Genomic DNA, 19,680 nt, shown 5'->3' on the forward strand with positions numbered 1-19,680 from the left:
CGTACGCCTCGTGCTTCCTGTTCTGCGCTGATCCTTCCGATCCGCCCATTCCCTAGCCGCGCTACGCCTGGAGTATTCCCATGCTGACTTTCCTTGGCTTCGCCATGGTCATCACGTTCATGTTCCTGATCATGACCAAGCGCCTGTCCGCGTTGATCGCCCTGATCATCATCCCGATCGTTTTCGCCCTGTTCGGCGGTTTCGGCCCGAAAATCGGCCCGATGATGCTCGACGGCATTACCAAGCTCGCGCCGACCGGTGTGATGCTGATGTTCGCGATTCTGTACTTCGCCCTGATGATCGACTCCGGCCTGTTCGACCCGGCCGTGCGCAAGATCCTCAAAATGGTCAAGGGCGATCCGTTGAAAGTGTCGGTGGGTACCGCCGTACTGGCGCTCGTCGTTTCCCTCGATGGTGACGGCGCGACCACCTACATGATCTGCGTGGCCGCCATGCTGCCGCTCTACAGCCGTATCGGCATGAGCCCGCGGATCATGGCCGGCTTGATCATCCTCGCCGGCGGCGTGATGAACATGACTCCGTGGGGTGGCCCGACCGCCCGTGCCGCCAGTGCGCTGCACGTCGACCCGTCGGCCATCTTCGTCCCGATGATTCCAGCGATGGCGGCCGGTGTCCTGGCCATCCTTGCCATTGCCTACTTCTACGGCAAGCGTGAGCGTGCACGCCTGGGTGAATTGCACCTGGTGGGCGATGAGATCGATCACAGCGAGATTACCGTCTCGCAGTTCCCGGATGCCCGTCGTCCGAACTTGATCTGGTTCAACGGTGCGCTGACCCTGGGCCTGATGTGCACCCTGATCGCCGGCCTGTTGCCGTTGCCGGTGCTGTTCATGGTGGCGTTCAGTATCGCGATGATCGTCAACTACCCTTGCCTGCAACAGCAGAAGGATCGCGTCGCAGCCCACGCCGGTAGCGTGCTGGCGGTGGTCGGGCTGATCTTTGCCGCGGGCATTTTCACCGGTATCCTGTCGGGCACCGGCATGGTCGATGCCATGTCGAAAAGCCTGCTGTCGGTGATTCCGGATTTCCTCGGCCCGTACCTGGCAGTGATCACGGCGTTGGTGAGCATGCCGTTCACCTTCTTCATGTCGAATGATGCATTTTATTACGGCGTGTTACCGGTACTTGCCGAAGCCGCCAGCCATTACGGTATAACCGCGGTGGAAATGGCACGTGCCTCGATCGTCGGTCAGCCCGTCCACTTGTTGAGCCCGCTGGTACCATCGACTTACCTGTTGGTGGCCCTGGCCGGCATCGACTTTGGTGATCACCAGCGCTTCACCCTGAAGTGGGCAGTGCTGGTCTGCATGTGCATACTGGTCGCTGCATTGCTGATGGGGATTTTTCCGCTGTTCAGCACTCTATAAGCCCAAGACTCACCAATTCGGGTCCAGGCTTCGCGGTTTGAAGTCGGGGCCCTTTTTGGTTTAACACTCGCTCAAAGGAATACACATGGAATGGCTGACCAACCCTGAAATCTGGGTTGCCTTCTTTACCCTGACCGCCCTGGAAATCGTCCTGGGTATCGATAACATCATCATGATTTCGATCCTGGTCAGCCGCATGCCCAAGCACATGCAACAGCGCACCCGGATTTTCGGCCTGGCGCTGGCCATGGTCACGCGGATTCTGTTGCTGCTGTCGATCACCTGGGTCATGCGTCTGACCGCCGACCTGTTCGAAGTGTTCGGCCAGGGTATCTCCGGGCGTGACCTGATCCTGTTCTTCGGTGGCCTGTTCCTGCTGTGGAAGAGCTCGCAAGAGATGTTCCATGCGCTGGAAGGTGAAGACGAAAGCGATGACGAGCCTTCGCTCAAAGGCGGCAACTTCCTCTACACCATCATCCAGATCGCGATCATCGACATCGTGTTCTCCCTGGACTCGGTGATCACCGCCGTCGGCATGGTCTCCCACGTACCGGTAATGGTTGCGGCGATTGTCGTGGCGGTACTGGTAATGATGCTGGCCTCGGGCACTATCAGCGCGTTCATCGACAAGCACCCTTCGCTGAAGATGCTGGCGCTGTCGTTCCTGTTGATCGTGGGTATGGTGCTGATTGCCGAATCCCTCGACGTGCATGTACCAAAAGGCTACGTCTACTTCGCCATGGCGTTCTCGCTGGCGGTGGAAGCGATCAACATCAAGATGCGCACCGCTATTGCGAAAAAGCGGAAGCAGCAGGACCCAGTGAAACTGCGCAAGGACATTCCGGGGCAGTAACCCGAATGCTGTGCTGAGCAAAAGGGGCCTTGAAGGCCCCTTTTTCTTTGTCTGCATCAAGCTGTTTTCATGACGGTTTTGTTTCAATCATCACTTTAGCTATGCGATGCTGGCGCCAAGACCGTTAGCCAACTACAGCTTAAGTACAGAACGTAGAACGTCGCGACACCGCCAACTTGCCCCTCTGGGGCGCTACCACCACAGGGGGCCTGCATGCTCACCCTGCTCAATCTTCTTTCAGCCGTGGCCTTGCTGATCTGGGGCACGCACATCGTCCGAACCGGCATCTTGCGGGTCTACGGCTCCAACTTGCGCCACGTCATCGGCCAGAACATGTCCAAGCGCTGGCTGGCGTTCATCTCGGGGATCGTCGTGACCGCGATGGTCCAGAGCAGCAACGCCACGGCGATGCTCGTCACCTCGTTCGTCGGCCAAGGCCTGATGGGGCTGACCCCTGCCCTGGCAACGATGCTCGGGGCCGATGTCGGTACGGCATTGATGGCGCGGGTGCTGACTTTCGATCTGTCATGGCTCTCGCCACTGCTGATATTTCTCGGGGTGATTTTCTTCCTGTCGCGCAAACAGACGCGGCTCGGGCAAATGGGCCGCGTGAGCATCGGCCTGGGGTTGATCATTCTGGCGCTGCAATTGATTGTCGAAGCGGCCGCGCCGATCACCCACGCCCAAGGGGTGAAAGTGATTTTCGCCTCGCTGACCGGCGACATTTTGCTCGACGCCCTGGTCGGTGCGTTGTTCGCGATGATTTCCTACTCCAGCCTGGCGGCGGTCCTGCTGACCGCGACCCTCGCCGGCGCCAACGTGATCAGCTTGCCGGTAGCCATCGGTTTGGTAATCGGCGCCAACATCGGCAGCGGTATTCTCGCGTTCCTCAGCACCAGCATGCAGAACGCCGCCGGCCGCCAGGTGGCGTTGGGCAGCCTGTTGTACAAGATGATCGGCCTGTTGCTGATCATTCCGGTGCTCGACCCCTTGGTGCACTGGATCGACAGCCTCGACTTCAGCCCTCAGGAAATGGTCATCGGCTTCCACCTGCTCTACAACACGGCGCGTTGCCTGATCCTGCTGCCCAGTGTCGGGCCGATGGCCAGGTTCTGTGCGTGGATACTGCCCGAGCGCCCGCAAACCAACGGCATGGCCAAACCCCGGCACCTTGACCCGACAGCGTTGGTCACGCCAAGCCTGGCGTTGGCCAACGCGGCCAGGGAAACCCTGCGCATGGGCGATCTGATCGACAACATGCTGGAAGCCATGCTCGACGTGCTGCACGGCAAGCAAACGGCAGTGACCCAGGAAATGCGTCGTCTGACCGATGACGTCGAGGCGCTCTACAGCGCAATCAAGCTGTATCTGGCGCAAATGCCCCGGGAAGACCTCAGTGACCAGGACAGCCGGCGCTGGGCGGAAATCATCGAGCTGGCGATCAACCTCAAGCTCGCCAGCGACTTGATCGAACGCATGCTGCGCAAAGTCCAGCAACAGAAAACCTCCCAGCGCCGGTCGTTTTCCGAAGTGGGGCTGGAGGAGTTGGCCGGACTGCACAGCCAGTTGATCTCCAACCTGCGCCTGGGCTTGTCGGTATTTCTCAGTGGCGACAAGGAAAGTGCCCGCCAGTTGCTGCGCGAGAAACGTCGCTTTCGCGCACAGGAACGCCGCCTGGCCCACGCCCATGTCAGCCGTTTGCAACGTAAGATCGTGCAAAGTATCGAGACCAGTTCGCTGCACCTGGAGTTGATTGCCGATATGAAGCGTCTGAATTCACTGTTTTGCAGCAGTGCCTACGTGGTATTGGAAACGTCTGACACCGGGGCATTGGCTGTCGACGATTTGGCGGACATCACACATTCGCCTTGAACGTCTGGCAAGGTGGTCAGTCAGTAACATTGATTCAGCCTCAAGGCCGTCACGCGAGCAAGCTCGCTCCCACAGGTTTCGAGTTGATCACAATGAATGGATCAGCCCGGATTCTGTGGGAGCGAGCTTGCTCGCGATGGCGGACGGAAGGACGAAACGGATCTCCGATTGATTGCCGGGAAGCTCGTTATGCGTTGTCTGTTGTTCGCCTGTCTGTTGCTTGGCTCACTTCCCTCGTTTGCCCTGGATCGCTTCCAGGTTGAAGGCTACACCCTGCGCAACGGTTTGCAGATGTTACTCAAGCCTGGCACCGAACGTGGCCATGTGGCGATTCGGCTGGTGGTCGGTGTCGGCCTGGATGATTTCGGTTGCGCCGAAAAGGAACTGCCGCACCTGCTTGAACACTTGCTGTTCAGCGGCATCGACGCCAGCGGTGAAGGCGGCCTGGAGGAGCGCATGCAGGCGCTGGGTGGCGAGTGGAACGCTTTCACCAGCAACGCCGACACCACGTTCGTGATCGAAGCCCCGGCGAAAAACCAGCGCAAGGTGCTTGACCTGCTGCTTGCGCTACTGACGCAGACCCATTTCGACGAAGACGCCATCCACGCCGCCAAGCAAGTGGTCGAGCGTGAGGACGGCGGCCACTACACGCACCTGCAACGCTGGCTGGATCGCCAGGACCTGGGCAATACCGCCAGCAAACAACTGGCCGTGGAGCTGGGCCTCAAATGCCCTGAGCGCGCGGAAGTCGATCACCTGACCCGCGAACAGCTGGAGAACGTGCGCAAGGGCTGGTACGCGCCCAACAACATGACGCTGATCGTCGTCGGCGATCTGGACCGTTTACTGCCGGCCTATCTGGATCGGGCTTATGGCGCGCTGACCGCCATCGACCCGACAGAGCACCCGCCCCTGCCACAGATCCAGGCCAGCGCTGCCCATGAGCGCAACCTGATTCACGGCTTCGTCGGTGGCGGGGCCAAGCTGCACTGGCTGGTGCCGGAGCCGGTACTGGATGATCAGCACGACGAAACCTTCGACCTGCTCAAGGACTATCTGGACTGGGCACTCTATCGCCAGCTGCGCCTGGCACACAGCTTGTCCTATGGCCCCTGGGCCGAGCGTGAGGTGTTCGGCGGCGTCGGCTTCATGAGCCTGAATGCAGACCTTGAGCGCGACGACGTGGCGGAAGCGCAAAAGGTGCTGGATGAATTGAAGGCTGGTTTGCTCAAGGACGGCCTCAATGCCGAGACCTTCAATCGCCTAAAACAGGCGGCCATCGCTCGACAGGCCTGGGCGGTGCAAGGCAACAGCGCATTGGCCGACTACTATTGGAGTGCCTTGGGAGACTACGAAAACGGCCGTTTCGCCAGCCCAGTAAAAGAATTGCAAGCGGTCACGCTGGCGCAAGCGAACAAGGCCATGCGCGAACTGCTCCTGCAACCGGGCTATGTGCGGATCGAAAAGCCGTTGGTGAGTTATGACCAGTTGATGTGGGCGATTGCCGGGGTATTGGGATTGTTGGTGTTGAGCCTGGCGGCATGGCGTTTTCATCGCAGAAAGTAAGCACTTTTCGCGGATGAGGCGGTAACCTGTCAGGGATTTTTCCTACCACTACTGTGAACCGCCGAATGCCGACCCTGACCCTTATCGTCCAGCGCATCCTCGAACTGATGAAGCGCTACCCCGGGGTCATTGCGCTCGGTGGTTTCATCTCCGGGATCAGCAGCTTCATCCTGGTGGATCGCCAGCAGGGCCTGGCGAGTTGGATCACCACCATCATGCTGATCAGTTGGGTCTGGCTGATGCTGGAAAACAGCCTGACCAAGTTGTTCACCAGAATCTTTAAGCGGGAAATCCCCCAGCCATTGCTGCGTTATGCGACGCAGATGATTCACCAGGAAAGCCTGTTCTTCGTCCTGCCCTTCTTTTTCATCACCACGACGTGGAACAGCAGCCAGTTGTTCTTCACCGGGCTGCTGGGCATCGCGGCGCTGATTTCCATCATCGACCCGCTCTACTACAAGTGGCTGGCGCCCCGGCGCTGGGCGTTCCTGGCGCTGCACACCCTGACCCTGTTCGCCGCCCTGCTCACCGCATTGCCGGTCATCATGCACCTGACTACCTCGCAAAGCTTCAAATGGGCACTGGGCATCGCCGTGCTGTTGTCGTTCCCCAGCCTGGCGTCGATCTTTCCGATCCGTACCGTGCGCAACGCCGTGGCGATCCTGAGTATTACCGTGGGGATCGGCGGTGTCGGCTGGGTGCTGCGTTCGTGGGTGCCGCCAGCGACCTTGTGGATGACCGACGTGGCCATCAGCACGCAGATGCAGGATCGCACCCCCGGCGCCAGCCTCGAAGAAGTCAGCGTCGAGCAGATTCGCGGTGGTGGCCTCTATGCCTACACGGCGATCAACGCGCCACGCGGGCTGGACGAGCGGATTTATCACGTCTGGCAATTCAACGGCAAAGAGGTCGATCGCATCCCTCTCGATATCCACGGTGGACGCAAGGAAGGCTACCGGGCCTGGACCCACAAGCAGAACTTCCCTGGCAACCCGGCCGGCAAATGGCAGGTGCGAGTGTTGACCGAAGACGGCCAACTGATCGGTGTGTTGCGCTTCAAGGTGGCAGACAGCACACCGGTCAAAGAAAAGTGAGTCAGTTCGTGTTATTACATAGCTCTGCGTAATAGCCGAAAAAGCACGGAGCTTATGACCAGCAGCACAGTGGCCGGCAATGCCCAATTGGACACCTCGCACTCCCCGCCGCAGATTCGGGTGACGGGAGACTGGACGCTTGCCCATTACGCCGACCTCAAGCACCTGAGTGAAAAGCTCGAAGGCCAATACGACGACAGCACCCGCATCGATCTCAATGGCCTCGGCGCCCTTGATACGGCCGGGGCCTCGCTGTTGGTGGAGCTGCTGGGTTCCGAGCGCCTGGGCCGATCCGCCGAACATCCCGATTGCACTCTCTCCTCCGCCGACCGCGCGTTATTGCAGACCGTCTATCAGTCGCTGACGGATTTCTGCGTGCCGCTCAAGGAGCCGGAAATCAGTGTCGGCATTCAATTGCTGACCCGCATTGGCCGCGCGGTGGACGCGGTCTGGCAGGACACCCTGCAGCTGCTGGGGTTCGTCGGCCTGATCCTGGAAACCATCGTTCGTGGCCTGTTCCGCCCCAGCCGCTGGCGCATCACGCCGATGGTGGCGCACATCGAACAGACCGGCCTCGACGCCGCGCCCATCGTCGCCTTGCTGACCTTTCTGGTGGGCGCCGTGGTGGCCTTTCTCGGGGCGACGGTGCTGACCACCTTCGGCGCCAGCGTGTTCACGGTGGACCTGGTGGCGTTTGCCTTCCTGCGCGAGTTCGGTGTGCTGCTGACGGCGATTTTGATGGCCGGGCGCACCGCCAGTGCGTTCACCGCGCAGATCGGCTCGATGAAGGCCAACGAGGAAATCGACGCCATCCGCACCTTGGGCCTCGACCCCATGGAGTTGCTGGTAGTGCCGCGGGTCCTGGCCTTGCTGGTCGCATTGCCGATGCTGACCTTCCTGGCGATGGTCTCGGGGATCATCGGTGGCGGCGTCGTCTGCGCCGTATCGCTGGATATTTCGCCAGCGATGTTCCTGTCGCTGCTGCAATCGGACATCGGCGTTCAGCACTTTCTGGTGGGGATCGTCAAAGCACCGATCTTCGCCTTTCTCATTGCCGCGATCGGTTGCCTGGAAGGCTTCAAGGTCAGCGGCAGCGCCGAGTCCGTTGGTGCCCACACCACCTCCAGCGTGGTGCAGTCGATTTTCGTGGTGATCGTGCTCGACGCCGTGGCCGCGCTGTTTTTCATGGAGATGAGCTGGTGAGTCGTTTACCCCGAGCGCCCGCCGAGGCGGTGATCGAAGTCCGTGGGCTGTGCAATCGTTTCGGCAGCCAGAGCGTGCACGAAAACCTCGACCTGGATCTGTACAAGGGCGAGATCCTGGCCGTGGTCGGCGGTTCCGGCAGTGGTAAATCAGTGTTGCTGCGCAGCATTGTCGGCTTGCGCCAGCCCAGCGAGGGCTTGGTCAAAGTCTTCGGTAAAAACCTGCCGACCCTGCCCGAGCACGAGCGGTCCCTGATCGAACGGCGTTTTGGTGTGCTGTTCCAGAAAGGCGCCCTGTTCTCTTCGTTGACCGTGACCGAGAACGTGGCCCTGCCCCTGATCGAACACGCGGGTTTGAGCCGTAACGACGCCGAGCACCTGGCGGCGGTGAAACTGGCCTTGGCTGGCTTGCCGCTGTCGGCGGCGGACAAGTACCCCGCGTCCCTGTCTGGCGGCATGATCAAGCGTGCGGCGCTGGCGCGGGCCCTGGCGCTGGACCCGGACATCCTGTTTCTCGACGAACCCACCGCCGGTCTCGATCCGATTGGTGCCGCTGCCTTCGATCAACTGATCCTGACCCTGCGTGATGCCCTGGGCCTGAGCGTGTTCCTGGTGACCCACGACCTCGACACGCTCTACACCATCACCGACCGCGTGGCGGTGCTGGCGCAGAAGAAGGTGCTGGTGGCCGATGCCATTGATGTCGTCTCGGAAACCGACGACGCGTGGATTCACGAATACTTCCATGGCCCTCGCGGCCGCGCGGCGCTGACGGCCGCTCAACAGCTCAACGAGGTCTGACATGGAAACCCGAGCCCATCATGTATTGATCGGCCTGTTCACCGTGATTGTGGTGACAGGCGCCCTGCTCTTCGGCCTATGGCTGGCCAAATCCAGTGTCGATACCGAGTTCAAGGACTACGAGGTCGTGTTCAACGAGGCGGTCAGCGGCCTGTCCAAGGGCAGTTCGGTGCAGTACAGCGGGATCAAGGTCGGCGACGTGGTGTCGCTGCGCCTGGACCCGAAAGACCCGCGCCGGGTGCTGGCGCGGATCCGTCTGGGCGGCGATACCCCGATCAAGGAAGACACTCAGGCCAAGCTGGCGCTGACCGGGGTTACCGGGACATCGATCATTCAGCTCAGCGGCGGTACGCCCCAGAGCCCGACGCTTAAAGGCAAGGACGGCAAACTGCCAACCATTATTGCTTCGCCCTCGCCCATCGCCCGTCTGCTCAATGACAGCAACGACCTGATGGCCGGGGTGAATACGTTGATGCACAACGCCAACCTGATGTTCTCCACGGAAAACATCGAGCGCATCAGCAAGACCCTGGAGCATCTCGAAGTCACCACCGGCACCATCGCCGACCAGCGTGGCGATATTCGTCAGGCGATGCAGCAATTGGCGGCGGTCGGCAAGCAAGCCAGCACCATGATGGAGCAGACGTCGGCGTTGATGCGCAACGCCAATGGCATGCTCAATGATCAGGGCAAGCAGATGTTCGGCAGCGCCGAACAGGCCATGAAGTCGCTGGAACAGAGCACCGCGACGATCAACAAACTGCTGACCACCAATCAGGATTCGCTCAACAACGGCATGCAGGGGCTCAATGGCCTGGCCCCGGCGGTGCGTGAGTTGCGTGAAACCCTCACCTCGTTGCGTGCCATTTCTCAACGCCTGGAATCCAACCCCAGTGGTTACCTGCTGGGCAGTGACAAGAGCAAGGAATTCACCCCATGAAGCTAACCCGCCTCGCCCTCCTCGCCAGCGTCATCCTGATCAGCTCGTGCTCGATCCTGCCCAAGTCCGAACCCTTCGACCTTTATCGATTGCCATCGGCGCACAGCAGCACATCGGCCACTCACGTCACGTCACAGCGCTGGTCGTTGCGCCTGAACAAACCCCAGGCCAGTGAAGCGTTGAACAGCCCGAATATCGCGGTCATTCCCCAGGGCGATGTGATCAGCAGCTACAAGGGCGCACGCTGGAGCGACCCGGCGCCGGTGCTGTTGCGCAATCGCCTGCTCGATGGTTTCCAGCGTGATGGCCGGGTGACGCTGCTCAGCACTGATGACAGCAACTTCCAGGCGGATCTGGAACTGGGCGGCAGTTTGCAGGCGTTTCAGACGGAATATCAGGGCGCCAGCGCCAGTGTGGTCGTGCGCCTGGATGCCTTATTGGTTCGCGGTTATGACCAGCGAATTCTCGCCAGCAAACGCTTTGAAGTGCGCCAGCCGTTAAGCGATGTGAAGGTGCCTGCGGTGGTGTCCGGGTTCGGTCAGGTCAGCGATCAGCTAACGGCGCAGGTGGTGGCGTGGGCGGTTAAGCAAGGGCAAAAAGTCGCACCGCCCGCGAGACCTTGAAGGTCCTGCGTACCTTATCGCTGGCAAGCCAGCTCCCACAGGTAAAGCACAGTCCCTGTGGGAGCTGGCTTGCCAGCGATAAATGTTTGACTCACCCGAAGAACCAGTAGCAAACCCCGATGGCGCCCAGTACGCCGGCCAACTCGGCCAGCAATGCACACCCCACCGCATGCCGCGCTCGCTGGATGCCCACTGCGCCGAAGTACACCGCCAGCACATAGAACGTGGTTTCTGTACTGCCCTGAACCGTCGCCGCCACCAGCGCCGGGAAGCTGTCCACGCCCGACGTTTTCATCGTTTCGATCAACATCGCCCGGGCGGCGCTGCCGGAGAACGGCTTGACCATCGCAGTCGGCAGCGCATCGACAAAGCGCGTGTCCCAACCGGCCCATTCCACCAGGTGACGAATCCCGTCCAGGCCGAAATCCAGGGCGCCGGACGCCCGCAACACGCCCACGGCGCAGAGCATCGCCACCAGGTACGGCAGCAGGTTCTTCGCCACGTCGAAGCCTTCTTTGGCGCCTTCGACGAACGCTTCGTAGACCTTAACTTTGCGCAACGCGCCGATCACCAGAAACAGCATGATTATCCCGAATAGCGTCAGATTGCCGAGGATCGACGACAAACTGGCCAACGCGGTAGCCGACAGCGTTGCCAGCAATGCCATGAAGCCACCCAGAATCAGGGCGCCGGGAATCATGTAGGCCAGCACCACGGGGTCCCAGACACGCAGGCGTTGCATGAACGCTACGGCCAGGAAGCCGACGATGGTCGAGCAACTGGTGGCCAGCAGGATCGGCAGGAACACCAGCGTCGGGTCGGGCGCACCTTGCTGGGCGCGGTACATGAAGATCGTCACCGGCAGCAGGGTCAGGGAGGAGGCGTTGAGCACCAGGAACAGGATCTGCGCGTTACTGGCGATTGTATCGCTGGGATTGAGCTCTTGCAGGGCCTTCATGGCCTTGAGGCCGATGGGCGTGGCGGCATTGTCCAGGCCCAGGCCGTTAGCAGCGAAGTTCAGGGTGATGAGGCCGATGGCGGGGTGGCCGGGCGGGACTTCCGGCATCAGGCGCAAAAACAGCGGCCCCAGGGCCCTGGCCAGCCATTCGACGATCCCGGCCTTCTCGGCGATCCGCAGAAAGCCCAGCCACAGGGTGAGTGTGCCGAACAGCAGGACCATGACCTCGACCGACAACTTGGCCATGGCGAAGATGCTTTCCACCATCGCCGCGAAGATCCCGGCGTTGCCGCCGATCAGCCATTGCGCCAATGCCGATACGGCAGCCACGATGAAGAAGCCAAGCCACAGGCCATTAAGCATCAGTCAAATCCCCCAAAAGATGCGCGAATGATAGCGGGGTGGCCAGAAACGACAAACCCCGGATTTCTCCGGGGTTTGTTGTAGGAGCGAGCTTGCTCGCGATGGACGTCCACTATGACGCGGGCATTCTGGATACGCGCGGTGTTCCGGCCTCCATCGCGAGCAAGCTCGCTCCTACAGGGGGCATTGCGTTAGTTGCTGGACGTTTCACCAGCCGGCAACTTTTCCTTGCTGCGCCAGTGCGGCAGGGAGTTCCAGTAGCGCTGGCCCTTGGCGTCGTCGTACATGCCTTCCCAACGAGCGATGACCAGTACGGCCAGGGCGTTGCCGATCACGTTCAGAGCGGTACGCGCCATGTCCATCACACGGTCGACACCGGCGATGAATGCCAGGCCTTCAAGCGGGATGCCGACGCTGCCCAGGGTGGCCAGCAGCACCACGAAGGACACGCCCGGTACGCCGGCAATGCCTTTGGAGGTGACCATCAAGGTCAATACCAGCAGCAATTGCTGGCTGATCGACAGGTCGATGCCGTACAGCTGGGCAATGAAGATGGCCGCGATGCTCTGGTACAGGGTCGAGCCGTCCAGGTTGAACGAGTAACCGGTCGGCACCACGAAGCTGCAAACGGCTTTTGGCGCGCCGTAGGCTTCCATCTTCTCGATCACACGTGGCAGCACGGTTTCGGAGGAGGCGGTGGAGTAGGCCAGTACCAGCTCATCCTTGAAGATGCGCATCAGCTTGAGCACCGAGAAACCGAACAGGCGAGCGATCAGGCCCAGCACCACGAAGGCGAAGAAGGCGATGGCGAAGTAAACCAGGATGACCAGTTTTGCCAGTGGCAGCAGGGACGCGAAGCCGAAGTTGGCCACGGTCACCGCGATCAGTGCGAACACGCCGATCGGCGCGTAGTTCATGATCATGTGGGTGACCTTGAACATGCTTTCCGATACGCCCTGGAACATCTTCACCAGCGGCTCGCGCAGGTCCGCCTGCAAGCTCGACAAGCCGAGACCGAACAGCACGGAGAAGAAGATGATCGGCAGCATTTCGCCACGGGCCATGGCCGCGAAGATGTTCGACGGGATCAGGTTGAGGATGGTTTCGATGAACGCGTGTTCATGCTGAACCTCGGCCGCCGTGGCCTGGTACTTGGAAATGTCCACAGTGCCCAGGGTGCTCATGTCGATGCCGGCACCTGGATGGAACAGGTTGGCCAGCAGCAGACCGACCACGATGGCGATGGTGGTGACGATCTCGAAGTAAATGATGGTCTTGAGGCCGATGCGGCCAAGTTTCTTGGCGTCACCGACGCCGGCAATGCCGACGATCAGGGAAGAGATGACGATCGGGATCACGATCATCTTGATCAGACGGATAAAGATATCGCCTGCCGGTTGCAGGACGTTGCTGATCCACCAGGCTTTTTCGGCACTGAAATGGTTGAGCAGCGCACCGATTGCAATCCCCAATACCAGACCGATGAGGATCTGCCAGGCGAGGCTAAGCTTTGCCTTCTTCATATCTTTACCCTTACTTCAGTTTGACTCGAACACATGCATGAGCGGCTTCGCTTGTGGCGAAAATGTCAGTGCACCTGTCCCCGTATAAGGAGCCCCGGAGCGATTGTTAATGGCTCTCTGGCAGGCGAAAAAAGGCGCAACTATTCCGATGCAAGGAAGCGACGTCTAATGCCGTAAACGCCTACCCTATGCCGAATCGGCATGATGTTTTTTGAGTGAAACGCGCGTCCCAACCGGTTCGAATGCGACATATTGGCAGGCATAAGTGCCGTGAACCGGCCATCACAGCGCAGGCAGTATGTTTTTTGAACAGTAGGGAAGGGTGTCGAAATGACAGAAAATCGCGAGATGTGCCCAGAGAGTTGAGCGCAAAAGAATGGCTATTTTTCTCGATGTACGGTCGCTTTTGAAGCCCCGGCAGACTATTTCCCACCGGCTCTTTGAGCCTCAAGCCCTACGCAAGCCCGTCGAGCCGTGGTTGGCCGGCGAACTTGCGTGGCAGCTTTACCTGACCCGGCCCTTGCGCAGGCACTCCCTGTACCCGTAGGTCACTCCGCCCCTGAAGCAGGCAGAACATCCCGACCCCTTGGTCATGCGCCTGCCTTCCTCAGGTGGCGCAGCGGGAAAGAAGCGATGGGCCTCTTTCGCGTCTTGAATTCATTACTACTTCGGATCTGCGCTTGCCATTGCATTGCCGCCCGGTAGCAGGGCGGCTGCGAGTGTCTATAGCGAAACGCTCATGTTTGTTCACCCTCGTCCACGACGGCCAAAGAAGAAGGAAGCAATGAACATCACCAGGAACACGACAAAGAGAATCTTGGCGATACCCGTGGCGGTGCCCGCGATACCACCGAAGCCCAATACTGCAGCGATGATGGCAATGATCAAGAACGTGATTGCCCAGCTCAACATGGTGATTCTCCTTACGCTTCTATTTTGAGGTATTGCTTTCCCGGCGCGTCGAGCGCACCAAGTCGATGTGCTCAGAACACCCAGCGTTCCTGACGAGGCATCTCATTGGCCGGCTGGGCCTGGTCGACGTCCATCATTCGCATGGGAGTGTTATCTACCAAACCGCTGCCCGCCGCGCTGAATTGGGTTTGGGTCGGATGCTCAAACCAAACTTGCGGGGCTTCTGGCTGCTTGCTCTGTTCCCACAGAAGAAACTGTTGACCGGCGATCAAGGTGATCACCAGTGCAAGTACCGCAAACAGGCCTTGCTGAACATGCAGTGGCGAGAGATGCAATTGGGCGGCACGTTGGCGATTCATCCTGAAGCTCCTCCCACGCTGGGGAAATCGGTTGAGGGCATTTGTTGTTGCCCTGCGTTAATCAGGTTATTGCAGCCTGCATGCCAGCTTTTTTTCTTTATAAAATCGTTAAAAAACAGATAGTTATGCTTATGCGGAGAATATGGCCCGACGCATCCTGCACGATGAGCCCTCGCACCGTCGTGCGTAATGCACGACTCATCGGAAAGAGATCGCAATATTTTTGAATTGAGAGGAGGGCGCGGCTGTCAGAAATGGACGCAAGGCATCTCTGATAAGGGGTTTCCTTTGGAGCAAGCGCAATTGCGGGTGCTCCAGCGAGGGGACAGGAGTTAGCTACCCTGCTAAGGCAGGAATGGATCAGAATAAACCATGCAACTTGCCCGATTTTTCCGGGACTAACCAAGATCATTCATTAAGGAGCGTAGGAAAATGGAATCCGCCACTGAGCATCAAGGCCGCATTCTTCTGGTGGATGATGAATCTGCCATCCTGCGAACCTTCCGTTATTGCCTTGAAGATGAAGGCTACAGCGTGGCGACCGCTAACAGCGCTGCGCAAGCGGAAGCCTTGCTGCAGCGTCAGGTCTTCGACCTGTGCTTCCTGGATTTGCGCCTGGGAGAGGACAACGGCCTGGACGTTCTGGCGCAAATGCGCATCCAGGCCCCATGGATGCGCGTGGTGATCGTCACCGCGCATTCGGCCGTAGACACTGCCGTGGATGCGATTCAGGCAGGTGCCGCCGACTATCTGGTCAAGCCCTGCAGCCCAGATCAGTTGCGCCTGGCCACGGCCAAACAACTGGAAGTGCGGCAATTGTCGGCACGTCTAGAGGCGCTGGAAGGTGAGGTACGTAAACCCAAGGACGGCCTGGACTCCCACAGCCCGGCGATGAAGGTCGTGCTTGAGACTGCCCGTCAGGTGGCCATAACCGACGCCAACATCCTGATCCTTGGCGAGTCCGGCACCGGTAAAGGCGAGTTGTCCCAGGCGATTCATGGGTGGAGCAAGCGCTCGAAAAAGTCCTGTATCACCATCAACTGTCCGTCGCTGACGGCGGAGCTCATGGAAAGCGAGCTGTTCGGGCACAGCCGGGGTGCTTTTACCGGCGCCAGCGAAAGCACCCTGGGGCGCGTCAACCAGGCCGATGGCGGTACGTTGTTTCTCGACGAAATCGGCGATTTTCCCTTGGTTTTGCAACCAAAGTTGCTGCGCTTCATTCAAGACAAAGAGTACGAGCGGGTGGGTGACCCGGTCACCCGTCGGGCCGATGTGCGCATTCTTGCGGCCACCAACCAGAATCTCGAAGACATGGTGCGCGACGGCCGTTTCCGCGAGGACCTGCTGTATCGCCTGAATGTCATTACGCTGCACCTGCCGCCATTGCGCGAGCGTCGGGAAGACATTCTTACGCTCGCTGACCGGTTTCTGGCCCGTTTCGTCAAGGAATACGCGCGTCCCGCACGGGGTTTCAGTGACGAAGCCCGTGAGGCGCTCCTGGGTTACCGCTGGCCCGGGAACATTCGCGAGCTGCGTAACGTGGTGGAGCGCGCGAGCATTATTTGCCCGCAGGAGCGGGTGGAGATCAGCCACTTGGGCATGGCCGAAGCACCGATCAATAACGCCCCGCGTATCGGAGCCCCATTAAGCCTGGATGAGTTGGAAAAGGCCCATATCGGTGCCGTCCTCGCCACCGCGGGTACGCTGGATCAAGCCGCCAAGACCCTGGGGATCGACGCGTCGACGCTGTATCGCAAGCGCAAGCAGTACAACCTGTGAGTTCGCGGCGATGAAACTGGCGATGAAGTTGCAGACCCGGCTGTTTCTCAGCATTTCCGCGCTGATAACCGTCGCACTGCTTGGGCTTCTGCTCGGTCTTGTCAGTGTGTTGCAGATGGCCGGAAGCCAGGAAGCGCTGGTGCGCAACAACTTTGTCACTCTGGATCTGGGGCTCAAGTTGCGGCAGACGCTGGGCGATCAGTTGCTCATCATGCTCAGCGAAAAGAACGATCCGGCGGCCTTCGACGCGGCCAGGCAGCGTTACCTTGAGCTGCTCGAGGAAGGTATCGCCCAGGAGCCACCGGGTGAAAACCACGGCTTCAAAAAGGCCAAGGCCGACTATTTGAGCTTCATTGGTGCGTATGAAGTCTCCGCAGACCCGACGCGTGTGCTCAGCGGCAACGATGAGCTGACCGAAAAATTCAATCTGCTGCGCAATGGCTTGATTGCCGAACACAAGCGGGCGCTGGATGACATCAGTACCGTCGAACGCAAGGCCCGCGAGCGTGCGCTGCTGATCGCCGGGTTGCTTGGCCTGGTCGGGCTGGCGGTGTTGATCATTGGTTTCGTCACCGCGCACGCTATCGCCCGGCGTTTCGGTGAGCCCATCGAGGCCCTGGCGCAGGCGGCGGATCATATTGGCCAGGGTAATTTCGACGTTACGCTGCCGGTATCCTCGGCCGTGGAGCTGAATCAGCTGACCCGGCGATTCGGGATCATGGCCGAGGCGCTGCGCGAACACCAGGCCACCAACGTCGATGAGCTGCTGGCGGGGCAGCAGCGTTTGCAGGCGGTGCTGGACGGCATCGACGATGGCTTGCTGATGATCGATCGCCAGGGGCATCTGGAACACCTCAACCCCGTAGCGCAGCGTCAGCTGGGCTGGGACACCGATCGATTCGGGCGAGGCCTGGGGGAAGCGCTGGAGCATCCCGAACTCGATGAACAACTGCAGCTGGTACTGCGTGGCGGTACGCTGGAGCGTATGCCGGATGACCTGAGTATCGAGGTCGATGGCGAGACGCGGTTGCTGAGTTATAGCCTGACACCGGTCATCCATACCCAGGGGCACATCCTCGGTGCGGTGATGGTACTGCACGATGTGACTGAACAGCGGGCCTTCGAACGGGTGCGTAGCGAGTTCGTCTTGCGGGCGTCCCATGAACTGCGCACGCCCGTCACCGGCATGCACATGGCATTTGGCCTGTTTCGCGAGCGCGCGCATTTCCCGCCAGAGTCCCGGGAAGCGGACCTGCTGGACACGGTAAACGAAGAAATGCAGCGGCTGATGCAACTGATCAACGACTTGCTGAACTTCTCCCGCTACCAGAACGGCTTGCAGAAACTCACCCTGGCGCCGTGCTCCATCGAGGATTTACTGGAACAAGCGCAGATTCGCTTTAGCGACGGTGCGCAAGAGAAGGGCGTCGAGCTGTTGGTGGAAGTCCAGGGACCCTTGCCACGGTTGCAAGCCGATCAGCCGCAACTGGACAGAGTGCTCGACAATCTGATCGATAATGCCTTGCGTCATACCGCCAGCGGCGGATTGATACGTTTGCAAGCCAGGCGCCATGGGGAAAGGGTCATCATCAGCGTCGAAGATAACGGTGAAGGCATTGCCTATGGGCAGCAGGGCCGGATCTTCGAGCCCTTTGTCCAGGTTGGCCGCAAGAAAGGCGGGGCGGGGCTTGGTCTGGCGTTGTGCAAGGAAATCGTGCAACTGCACGGTGGGCGGATGGGCGTTTACTCACGACCGGGGCAGGGTACTCAGTTCTATATGACGTTGACCGTGTAAGCGTTTTTACGCTTCGTCATCCAGGCGTCGACCGGCCAGTCGGCGGCCTCGGGTTATCAGCTCAATGAACTGCACCGCGCTCAATGCATGCGCGAACAGCCAGCCCTGGCCGAACCTCACCCCCTCACTGCTCAGCAGCGCCGCTTGGGCTTCATGTTCGATACCCTCGGCAATCACCTTCAAGTGCAGTGACTGGGCCATGTGAATGATATGCGGCGCCACACCGCTGCTCGCCGCGTCATGGCCGAGCGCATCGATGAAAGCCTTGTCGATCTTCAGGCAATCCACCGGCAGGGTTTGCAGGTAGGCGAGGCTGCAGTAGCCGGTGCCAAAGTCATCGATCAGTACCTGATGCCCGACATCCCGCAAGGCTTGCAGGTTTTCCCGGGCCACCACCACATCGATCAATCCGCGCTCGGTGACTTCGAAGGCAATCTGCTTGGCCGCGACCCGGTGCAGGGTCAACAAGCGAGCCATCACTTGGCCGATCCGCGGGATCATGACATCGCAGGCTGCCAGGTTGACCGAGATGTACAACTGCGGGTTGGCCCGCAGCAGTTGCCCCAGTTGCTCAAGCAGGCGTTGCAGGACAAAGTCGGTCATCTGGCGGATCTGCCCGGTGTTCTCTGCCATCGGGATGAAGAGGTCGGGACTGGTCAGGGTGCCATCCGGCCTTCGCCAGCGCAGCAAGGCTTCGGCCCCGACGCAGTTGCGGCTGTCGAGGTCGAAGATCGGCTGATACAGCACCTGCAACTCACCTCGGCGGATGGCGCCCGTCAGCTCCGCGTCCAGTGACTGGCGCTGGCGCACCAGCAAAAACACCAGGAAGCCCACGCACAGTGCCAATAGCAGGCACGCGGGCAACAACCACCACCAAACGGGCGGTATATGGGTGCCACTGCGCGGGCTGATCAGCACCAGTTGGTATTCCGGGTTGTCGGTGGGCATGCGGTAAATCAAGCGTGTCTGGGTGACTTGCAGCGCATCGCGGGTTTTTGGCGGCCATTGGCTCGGTGGCCAGGCTTGCGAGACGCCCAGTACCGGAATTGCCCGGGTGCCATGGTCAAGTACCACCAGCAGGCTGCTTCCCGGCGAAAGGTCAACCATGTCGGTCAAATGGCCGCGAGATGTCGCAACCCGGAAATTGCCGCGTCCAAGCATCAGCGCGGCACGGTTTTCATCGGGTTCAGTGGTGGTATTCAGCCAGTAACTGTAGGTGGGGCCCTGGATGTCCGGTGGGCGTATCAATGACAAGCCTTCCTGGCGCGGACGATTGGAACAGATTCGCGAGGCGTCCATGTAGGCGGCCTCATAGACGAAGCGATAATTGAAGGTGACCTGCTGCAAAGTCGCGATCATGTCGTCATCGCAGCTACGCAACGGCTGGGCTTCCAGGTCGTCAAGACTTTCGCGCAACTGCCCGAACAGTTGTTCCAGACGAGCGAGAAAACGTTCACCCTGGGCGTTCATTTCCCAGCTTTCGTTCTGCTCAACCTGGTGAATGGCAACGAAGTAGCTTCCGGCCATCATCAACGTAGCGCTCAAGACAGCAGCCAGCATCGCCAGAAACCAAGGGCGATAGAACCAGCTGCGAAGTGTCTCTCGAGCAACAGTCATTATGGAATATCCGACGGATTACCAATGAGTTATAG

The 19,680-nt window shown here is 59.9% G+C and carries 16 protein-coding genes; 11 read left to right on the top strand and 5 right to left on the bottom strand.

Annotated features, from left to right (window positions below; genetic code table 11):
- The first annotated feature begins 80 nt into the window (after nt 1-80).
- The 9 genes from ACIO0C_RS20025 (at nt 81) to ACIO0C_RS20065 (ending at nt 10,339) form a co-directional block, all read left to right on the top strand.
- The gene (locus ACIO0C_RS20025) at nt 81-1,388 is read left to right on the top strand and encodes a CitMHS family transporter (RefSeq protein ID WP_401314775.1); all 1,308 of its coding nucleotides are present in this window, start codon (nt 81-83) and stop codon (nt 1,386-1,388) included.
- A gap of 85 nt (nt 1,389-1,473) precedes the next feature.
- Nucleotides 1,474-2,241: a TerC family protein gene (locus ACIO0C_RS20030; protein WP_401314776.1), complete on the top strand. Its 768-nt coding sequence runs from the start codon at nt 1,474-1,476 to the stop codon at nt 2,239-2,241.
- A gap of 213 nt (nt 2,242-2,454) precedes the next feature.
- Complete coding sequence (locus ACIO0C_RS20035) at nt 2,455-4,113, top strand: Na/Pi cotransporter family protein (RefSeq protein ID WP_401314777.1); 1,659 nt, start codon at nt 2,455-2,457, stop codon at nt 4,111-4,113.
- 189 nt (nt 4,114-4,302) lie between these two features.
- The gene (locus ACIO0C_RS20040; protein WP_401314778.1) at nt 4,303-5,679 is read left to right on the top strand and encodes a M16 family metallopeptidase; all 1,377 of its coding nucleotides are present in this window, start codon (nt 4,303-4,305) and stop codon (nt 5,677-5,679) included.
- Nucleotides 5,680-5,744: 65 nt separating this feature from the next.
- Nucleotides 5,745-6,773: a DUF5924 family protein gene (locus ACIO0C_RS20045; RefSeq protein ID WP_401314779.1), complete on the top strand. Its 1,029-nt coding sequence runs from the start codon at nt 5,745-5,747 to the stop codon at nt 6,771-6,773.
- Between the two features lie 54 nt (nt 6,774-6,827).
- Nucleotides 6,828-7,976: an MlaE family lipid ABC transporter permease subunit gene (locus ACIO0C_RS20050; protein WP_401314780.1), complete on the top strand. Its 1,149-nt coding sequence runs from the start codon at nt 6,828-6,830 to the stop codon at nt 7,974-7,976.
- Nucleotides 7,973-8,776: an ABC transporter ATP-binding protein gene (locus ACIO0C_RS20055; protein ID WP_401314781.1), complete on the top strand. Its 804-nt coding sequence runs from the start codon at nt 7,973-7,975 to the stop codon at nt 8,774-8,776. Before ACIO0C_RS20050 ends, ACIO0C_RS20055 begins: the two co-directional genes overlap by 4 nt.
- A 1-nt stretch (nt 8,777) precedes the next feature.
- The gene (locus ACIO0C_RS20060; protein WP_401314782.1) at nt 8,778-9,716 is read left to right on the top strand and encodes an MlaD family protein; all 939 of its coding nucleotides are present in this window, start codon (nt 8,778-8,780) and stop codon (nt 9,714-9,716) included.
- Entirely contained in the window at nt 9,713-10,339 is a 627-nt protein-coding gene (locus ACIO0C_RS20065) for an ABC-type transport auxiliary lipoprotein family protein (RefSeq protein ID WP_401314783.1), read from the top strand. The genes ACIO0C_RS20060 and ACIO0C_RS20065 overlap by 4 nt, the downstream gene beginning before the upstream one ends.
- A gap of 91 nt (nt 10,340-10,430) precedes the next feature.
- Here ACIO0C_RS20065 and ACIO0C_RS20070 read toward each other — a convergent pair whose 3' ends face one another.
- From ACIO0C_RS20070 to ACIO0C_RS20085, 4 genes are all read right to left on the bottom strand, one after another.
- Entirely contained in the window at nt 10,431-11,660 is a 1,230-nt protein-coding gene (locus tag ACIO0C_RS20070) for a nucleoside recognition domain-containing protein (protein ID WP_401314784.1), read from the bottom strand.
- 191 nt (nt 11,661-11,851) lie between these two features.
- Nucleotides 11,852-13,183, bottom strand: coding sequence for a glutamate/aspartate:proton symporter GltP (gltP, locus tag ACIO0C_RS20075; protein WP_020798026.1), 1,332 nt, complete (start codon nt 13,181-13,183; stop codon nt 11,852-11,854).
- Between the two features lie 747 nt (nt 13,184-13,930).
- The gene (locus tag ACIO0C_RS20080; protein ID WP_003177151.1) at nt 13,931-14,095 is read right to left on the bottom strand and encodes a DUF1328 domain-containing protein; all 165 of its coding nucleotides are present in this window, start codon (nt 14,093-14,095) and stop codon (nt 13,931-13,933) included.
- 71 nt (nt 14,096-14,166) lie between these two features.
- Nucleotides 14,167-14,454 (bottom strand): hypothetical protein, encoded by a 288-nt coding sequence (locus ACIO0C_RS20085; RefSeq protein WP_401314785.1) that lies wholly within the window; start codon nt 14,452-14,454, stop codon nt 14,167-14,169.
- 432 nt (nt 14,455-14,886) lie between these two features.
- On the opposite strand from ACIO0C_RS20085, the gene algB reads away from it, so the two are divergent.
- Complete coding sequence (gene algB, locus ACIO0C_RS20090) at nt 14,887-16,233, top strand: sigma-54-dependent response regulator transcription factor AlgB (RefSeq protein ID WP_401314786.1); 1,347 nt, start codon at nt 14,887-14,889, stop codon at nt 16,231-16,233.
- 10 nt (nt 16,234-16,243) lie between these two features.
- Complete coding sequence (locus ACIO0C_RS20095) at nt 16,244-18,028, top strand: KinB sensor domain-containing domain (RefSeq protein ID WP_401314787.1); 1,785 nt, start codon at nt 16,244-16,246, stop codon at nt 18,026-18,028.
- A gap of 6 nt (nt 18,029-18,034) precedes the next feature.
- On the opposite strand, the gene ACIO0C_RS20100 is transcribed toward ACIO0C_RS20095, so the two are convergent.
- Nucleotides 18,035-19,645: an EAL domain-containing protein gene (locus tag ACIO0C_RS20100; RefSeq protein ID WP_401314788.1), complete on the bottom strand. Its 1,611-nt coding sequence runs from the start codon at nt 19,643-19,645 to the stop codon at nt 18,035-18,037.
- Nucleotides 19,646-19,680 lie beyond the last annotated feature (35 nt).

The sequence above is a fragment of the Pseudomonas sp. NPDC087336 genome (assembly GCF_044744285.1).
Classification (GTDB): Bacteria; Pseudomonadota; Gammaproteobacteria; order Pseudomonadales; family Pseudomonadaceae; genus Aquipseudomonas.

What these genes read in the sequence shown, in the direction of transcription:
- ACIO0C_RS20025 (WP_401314775.1), top strand. Translation starts at nt 81, where the DNA reads ATGCTGACTTTCCTTGGCTTCGCCATGGTCATCACGTTCATGTTCCTG.
- ACIO0C_RS20030 (WP_401314776.1), top strand. Translation starts at nt 1,474, where the DNA reads ATGGAATGGCTGACCAACCCTGAAATCTGGGTTGCCTTCTTTACCCTG.
- ACIO0C_RS20035 (WP_401314777.1), top strand. Translation starts at nt 2,455, where the DNA reads ATGCTCACCCTGCTCAATCTTCTTTCAGCCGTGGCCTTGCTGATCTGG.
- ACIO0C_RS20040 (WP_401314778.1), top strand. Translation starts at nt 4,303, where the DNA reads ATGCGTTGTCTGTTGTTCGCCTGTCTGTTGCTTGGCTCACTTCCCTCG.
- ACIO0C_RS20045 (WP_401314779.1), top strand. Translation starts at nt 5,745, where the DNA reads ATGCCGACCCTGACCCTTATCGTCCAGCGCATCCTCGAACTGATGAAG.
- ACIO0C_RS20050 (WP_401314780.1), top strand. Translation starts at nt 6,828, where the DNA reads ATGACCAGCAGCACAGTGGCCGGCAATGCCCAATTGGACACCTCGCAC.
- ACIO0C_RS20060 (WP_401314782.1), top strand. Translation starts at nt 8,778, where the DNA reads ATGGAAACCCGAGCCCATCATGTATTGATCGGCCTGTTCACCGTGATT.
- ACIO0C_RS20065 (WP_401314783.1), top strand. Translation starts at nt 9,713, where the DNA reads ATGAAGCTAACCCGCCTCGCCCTCCTCGCCAGCGTCATCCTGATCAGC.
- ACIO0C_RS20070 (WP_401314784.1), bottom strand. Translation starts at nt 11,660, where the DNA reads ATGCTTAATGGCCTGTGGCTTGGCTTCTTCATCGTGGCTGCCGTATCG.
- gltP (WP_020798026.1), bottom strand. Translation starts at nt 13,183, where the DNA reads ATGAAGAAGGCAAAGCTTAGCCTCGCCTGGCAGATCCTCATCGGTCTG.
- ACIO0C_RS20080 (WP_003177151.1), bottom strand. Translation starts at nt 14,095, where the DNA reads ATGTTGAGCTGGGCAATCACGTTCTTGATCATTGCCATCATCGCTGCA.
- ACIO0C_RS20085 (WP_401314785.1), bottom strand. Translation starts at nt 14,454, where the DNA reads ATGAATCGCCAACGTGCCGCCCAATTGCATCTCTCGCCACTGCATGTT.
- algB (WP_401314786.1), top strand. Translation starts at nt 14,887, where the DNA reads ATGGAATCCGCCACTGAGCATCAAGGCCGCATTCTTCTGGTGGATGAT.
- ACIO0C_RS20095 (WP_401314787.1), top strand. Translation starts at nt 16,244, where the DNA reads ATGAAACTGGCGATGAAGTTGCAGACCCGGCTGTTTCTCAGCATTTCC.
- ACIO0C_RS20100 (WP_401314788.1), bottom strand. Translation starts at nt 19,645, where the DNA reads ATGACTGTTGCTCGAGAGACACTTCGCAGCTGGTTCTATCGCCCTTGG.